Source organism: Phyllobacterium sp. P5_D12, assembly GCF_054049495.1.
In genome coordinates this window covers 1-2,577 of the sequence record NZ_JBFUMG010000595.1, presented here as the reverse complement: position 1 = coordinate 2,577, position 2,577 = coordinate 1, and the positions used below count along the sequence as shown (strand labels likewise).

The 2,577-nt window shown below is 57.7% G+C and carries 3 protein-coding genes; all 3 read right to left on the bottom strand.

The genetic code is table 11. The annotated features are described in order from the left end of the window. Positions 1 to 1,290, bottom strand: a 1,290-nt coding sequence (locus tag ACXJ5O_RS23985) for a molybdopterin cofactor-binding domain-containing protein (RefSeq protein ID WP_457302091.1), incomplete at its 3' end; no start/stop codon positions are given. Position 1,291: 1 nt separating this feature from the next. Then, complete coding sequence (locus tag ACXJ5O_RS23980; protein WP_457302090.1) at positions 1,292 to 1,753, bottom strand: (2Fe-2S)-binding protein; 462 nt, start codon at positions 1,751 to 1,753, stop codon at positions 1,292 to 1,294. A gap of 414 nt (positions 1,754 to 2,167) precedes the next feature. After that, on the bottom strand, positions 2,168 to 2,577 hold a 410-nt coding region (locus ACXJ5O_RS23975), incomplete at its 5' end, for a GlcG/HbpS family heme-binding protein (RefSeq protein ID WP_457302089.1).

The following is a 2,577-nucleotide window of genomic DNA, read 5'->3' as shown; positions in this document are numbered from 1 at the left end:
GCTCCCACCCATCCACTCGTTATGAAAGGTCACTTGTTCTGGCTTCATGCCAATCGCTGTGGCAGCGATGTACTGCACGGATTGTGGCGTTTGATGTCCGACCCAGATTTCCATTCCCCTGTCGGTAACGATGCCTATGCCGTTGAGCGGCTCCAACGGTTGATGCCCCACGTACGGTGCGCGGTATTCCGCCTCGACCAGCGTCCCATCTTCCAACCCAGCATCGATCTTGCCATCGTTGCGCCACTCCTTGCCGAGGAATTGTGGAGCAAAGGAAGAGGCAACGACGTTCCAGTGGTCAGTTTGCTCGGCCGGATATTTGCTCGGTTCCCATACGCAGTCGACAACCTCGGCCGCTTGCATCGCGTACCAGCTGTTCGTTGCAATCACCGCGATACCATTCGATATCTTGAGGATAGTCTGGACCCCGGGCATCGACTGAGCTTTGCTGGCGTCGTAGGACTTGATGGGCTGCCCTTTGTTGGGATTCAGCTTGACGGCCGCGTAAACCATGCCGTCCATCGTCCGGTCGATACCGAACTTCATTTCGCCGGTGACTTTCGATCGGATATCGAGTCGCTCCATCGGCTTGCCAATAAATCGCCATTGTGATGGTTCGCGGAGTTTGGCGACCGCAACCGGCGTAATCTTCGCCGCATCGGCCGAAAGCGCGACGTACGGAACTTTCGTCCCGTCGGGCAGGATCACGCTTCCGGCCTCTGTGCGTAAGTCGGCGACCGCGACTCCGCTGCGCTTGGCTGCAGCCGCCTTGAGTGTTTCGCGCGCGATCGCGCCGGCCATGCGCAGCTTTTCATAGGTATCTGGAATCGCACTGGAGCCCCCGGTCATCTGCAGGCCAGCCTTCCTGAGCCATTCCAGCGCTGCCGCGCGAGCCTTTTCGGCTTCGGGGCTTTGGTCTGCCGCCATGAATGGCGCAAGTTCGTGGGCAAAGCCGGTATTGAAATAGACGGGACTGGGTCCGGCGAAGCGAATTTCAAATTGGCCCGGCTCGAGGTCCAACTCCTCGGCGATCATGAGAGTCTGGATAGAACCGACGCCCTGGCCCTTGTCGGCATGCTGGGCAATCAGGGTGATTTTTTCCGGACTGATTTCGACCCAAGGATTGAATGTAACCGAATTCGGACCCAGGTCCGCCGTCAACGGATTCGTCGCGACAGCGGAAAAAAGTGCCGGTTGCGCCTGACCATACTGCCCGAACGCCACACCTCCGGCGATCGCGACGGAGCCGAAAACGAAGGTACGACGCGAGAGACCCGGTATCTCGCTCATCTCAATTCCCTCCAATCTTCTTAGCGGCTGTGTGGATCGCGACACGAATACGTTCATACGTTCCACATCGGCAGAGATTTCCCGACATGACCTCGTTGATGTCCTCATCAGTAGGTCTGGGATTCGATTTCAGCAGCGAGATCGCCTGCATAATTTGGCCGGTCTGACAGTAGCCGCACTGCGGTACCTGATGTTCGATCCAGGCCTCCTGCACGGGGTGCAGCTTGCCATTGCCCACGGCTTCAATTGTGGTTATCGCCTTGCCCGCAATATCAGCCATACGTGCCTGACAAGAGCGCACGGCTGCTCCATCGACTTGCACCGTACAAGCGCCGCATTGTGCTATTCCGCAACCATACTTAGGACTTGTTATGCCAAGCTCATCGCGCAAAACCCAGAGCAAAGGCATCTCGGGAACCACGTCTACTCGATGCCTAACGCCATTTACCGTAATATCAAACATCGCAAGCCTTTCCTAATTCACCAGGACTTAGCTGTTGCGTGTAACCGTACTCGAGGCTTCCGAAGCTGCAAGGACAGTTGGCCAGGATTTACCTCTTTTAACCGTGGTTGGACATCGGCAACGGCCAACGTGGGGCCCGATTCCTCGTTTAGATCTTGGCCGGCGAGGTGTTCTGCGAACGCCATGATGAGCAGGAGGCTGCGCTTGGTAAAATTTCCACGACGGGTTTATGACCTTCAAGGCTGCTGTTCGTAACGAACGCTGTTGCAGTCGAGGCAATGACGGGCGATAGAGTCGGGCTTGGTGTTGCGCTAGAAACCTAAACGCAGGGCATGAGCAGTGTGCCGAACGCCTCTTGACGATGGCTATCTAACGCGACAGCGATGCGCGCCGCTTTCGTCCCCGATGTCTCGTTCAGGCGTTGCTTGAATTGAGGGCCGCGATTGCCGCCTCAGCGACCGAAATATCTTGTTCGACCGTTCCGGCGCTCGCGCCCACCGCACCAATGATTTCACCGTCGATGCTTACTGGGACTCCGCCGCCGAAGATGATGACCCGCCCGCCATTGCTTTGATCGATGCCAAAGAGCGGCGCACCGGGCTGCGCCAGTTCGCTGAGATACGCGGTGGTCTTATCGAATAAACGGGCCGTCACTGCCTTGCCGATGGCAAGATCGATGCTTCCGATGAGGGCACCGTCCTGACGCGCAAACGCCACGAGCGCTCCACCGTCATCGACGACGGCAATGTTGTACGCAACGCCGAAGCTTGCTGCTCTGGCTTCACCCGCCTCCAGCATCCGCTTCGCATCAGAGAGGGTGAGGG